The sequence below is a fragment of the Staphylococcus sp. HMSC034G07 genome (assembly GCF_001835975.1).
GTDB classification, from domain to species: Bacteria; Bacillota; Bacilli; order Staphylococcales; family Staphylococcaceae; genus Staphylococcus; species Staphylococcus ureilyticus.
In genome coordinates, this window is the sequence record NZ_KV826589.1 from 1 (window position 1) to 3211 (window position 3211).

Consider the following 3211-nt stretch of genomic DNA (forward strand, 5'->3'; position numbering starts at 1 on the left):
CAGGTGTGACCTCCTTGCTATAGTCACCAGACAATGTCATGTATAAAATTTATACACTCAAAACTAGATTGTAAGTAAAATTTAGTTCAACCAACAAAACTTTTAAATTTGATTAAGTCTTCGATCGATTAGTATTCGTCAGCTCCACATATCGCTATGCTTCCACCTCGAACCTATTAACCTCATCATCTTTGAGGGATCTTATAACCGAAGTTGGGAAATCTCATCTTGAGGGGGGCTTCATGCTTAGATGCTTTCAGCACTTATCCCGTCCATACATAGCTACCCAGCGATGCCGTTGGCACGACAACTGGTACACCAGAGGTATGTCCATCCCGGTCCTCTCGTACTAAGGACAGCTCCTCTCAAATTTCCTACGCCCACGACGGATAGGGACCGAACTGTCTCACGACGTTCTGAACCCAGCTCGCGTACCGCTTTAATGGGCGAACAGCCCAACCCTTGGGACCGACTACAGCCCCAGGATGCGATGAGCCGACATCGAGGTGCCAAACCTCCCCGTCGATGTGAACTCTTGGGGGAGATAAGCCTGTTATCCCCGGGGTAGCTTTTATCCGTTGAGCGATGGCCCTTCCATGCGGAACCACCGGATCACTAAGTCCGTCTTTCGACCCTGCTCGACTTGTAAGTCTCGCAGTCAAGCTTCCTTGTGCCTTTACACTCTATGAATGATTTCCAACCATTCTGAGGAAACCTTTGAGCGCCTCCGTTACTCTTTAGGAGGCGACCGCCCCAGTCAAACTGTCCATCTGACACTGTCTCCCACCATGATTAATGGTGCGGGTTAGAAATCCAATACAGCGAGGGTAGTATCCCACCAACGCCTCCACGTAAGCTAGCGCTCACGTATCTAAGGCTCCTACCTATCCTGTACAAGCTGTACCGAATTTCAATATCAGACTACAGTAAAGCTCCACGGGGTCTTTCCGTCCTGTCGCGGGTAACCTGCATCTTCACAGGTACTATGATTTCACCGAGTCTCTCGTTGAGACAGTGCCCAAATCGTTACGCCTTTCGTGCGGGTCGGAACTTACCCGACAAGGAATTTCGCTACCTTAGGACCGTTATAGTTACGGCCGCCGTTTACTGGGGCTTCGATTCGTAGCTTCGCAGAAGCTAACCACTCCTCTTAACCTTCCAGCACCGGGCAGGCGTCAGCCCCTATACATCACCTTACGGTTTAGCAGAGACCTGTGTTTTTGATAAACAGTCGCTTGGGCCTATTCACTGCGGCTCTCCTGGGCGTGAACCCTAAAGAGCACCCCTTCTCCCGAAGTTACGGGGTCATTTTGCCGAGTTCCTTAACGAGAGTTCGCTCGCTCACCTTAGAATTCTCATCTTGACTACCTGTGTCGGTTTGCGGTACGGGCACCATAAATCTAGCTAGAGGCTTTTCTCGGCAGTGTGAAATCAACGACTCGAGGAAACAATTTCCTCTCCCCATCACAGCTTGACCTTATGAGTGCCGGATTTGCCTAACACTCAGTCTTACTGCTTGGACGTACAATCCAATCGTACGCTTCGCCTATCCTACTGCGTCCCCCCATCGCTTAAAACGATTCATGGTGGTACAGGAATATCAACCTGTTATCCATCGCCTACGCCTATCGGCCTCAGCTTAGGACCCGACTAACCCAGAGCGGACGAGCCTTCCTCTGGAAACCTTAGTCAATCGGTGGACGGGATTCTCACCCGTCTTTCGCTACTCACACCGGCATTCTCACTTCTAAGCGCTCCACATGTCCTTGCGATCATGCTTCAACGCCCTTAGAACGCTCTCCTACCATTGTCCTACGGACAATCCACAGCTTCGGTAATATGTTTAGCCCCGGTACATTTTCGGCGCAGTGTCACTCGACTAGTGAGCTATTACGCACTCTTTAAATGATGGCTGCTTCTAAGCCAACATACTAGTTGTCTGGGCAACGCCACATCCTTTTCCACTTAACATATATTTTGGGACCTTAGCTGGTGGTCTGGGCTGTTTCCCTTTCGAACACGGACCTTATCACCCGCGTTCTGACTCCCAAGTTAAATTGATTGGCATTCGGAGTTTGTCTGAATTCGGTAACCCGAGAAGGGCCCCTCGTCCAAACAGTGCTCTACCTCCAATAATCATCACTTGAGGCTAGCCCTAAAGCTATTTCGGAGAGAACCAGCTATCTCCAGGTTCGATTGGAATTTCTCCGCTACCCTCAACTCATCCGCTCACTTTTCAACGTAAGTCGGTTCGGTCCTCCATTCAGTGTTACCTGAACTTCAACCTGGTCAAGGGTAGATCACCTGGTTTCGGGTCTACGACCAAATACTCAACGCCCTATTCAGACTCGCTTTCGCTACGGCTCCACATTCACTGCTTAACCTTGCATCAAATCGTAACTCGCCGGTTCATTCTACAAAAGGCACGCCATCACCCATTAACGGGCTCTGACTACTTGTAAGCACACGGTTTCAAGTTCTCTTTCACTCCCCTTCCGGGGTACTTTTCACCTTTCCCTCACGGTACTGGTTCACTATCGGTCACTAGAGAGTATTTAGCCTTGGGAGATGGTCCTCCCAGATTCCGACGGAATTTCTCGTGTTCCGTCGTACTCAGGATCCACTCAAGAGAGAACAGATTTTCGACTACAGGATTATTACCTTCTTTGATGCATCTTTCCAGATGCTTCGTCTAATCTATTCCTTTGTAACTCCGTATAGAGTGTCCTACAACCCCAACAAGCAAGCTCGTTGGTTTGGGCTCTTCCCGTTTCGCTCGCCGCTACTCAGGGAATCGATTTTTCTTTCTCTTCCTGCGGGTACTAAGATGTTTCAGTTCTCCGCGTCTACCTTCGATACGCTATGTATTTACGTATCGATAATACGACATAACTCGTATTGGGTTCCCCCATTCGGAAATCTCTGGATCACAGCTTACTTACAGCTCCCCAAAGCATATCGTCGTTAGTAACGTCCTTCATCGGCTTCTAGTGCCAAGGCATCCACCGTGCGCCCTTAATAACTTAATCTATTTGCTTTCCAACTCGACAACCGTCGGTTGAAAACCCAAAATGTTATTAATCTGTGAGTGTTCTTTCGAACACTAGCGATTATTTCTTTTTGAATTCAAGCTTATTTAAAACTCTTATTCACTCGGTTTTGCTTGGTAAAATCATAAATTTTACTTACTTATCTAGTTTTCAATGTACAA

Annotated in this window: 1 rRNA gene; it reads right to left on the reverse strand. The window is 48.2% G+C overall.

Features of this window, described 5'->3' with window-relative positions:
- Nucleotides 1-108: 108 nt before the first annotated feature.
- Nucleotides 109-3029 (reverse strand): 23S ribosomal RNA (locus HMPREF2586_RS01105).
- Between the last annotated feature and the right edge of the window lie 182 nt (nt 3030-3211).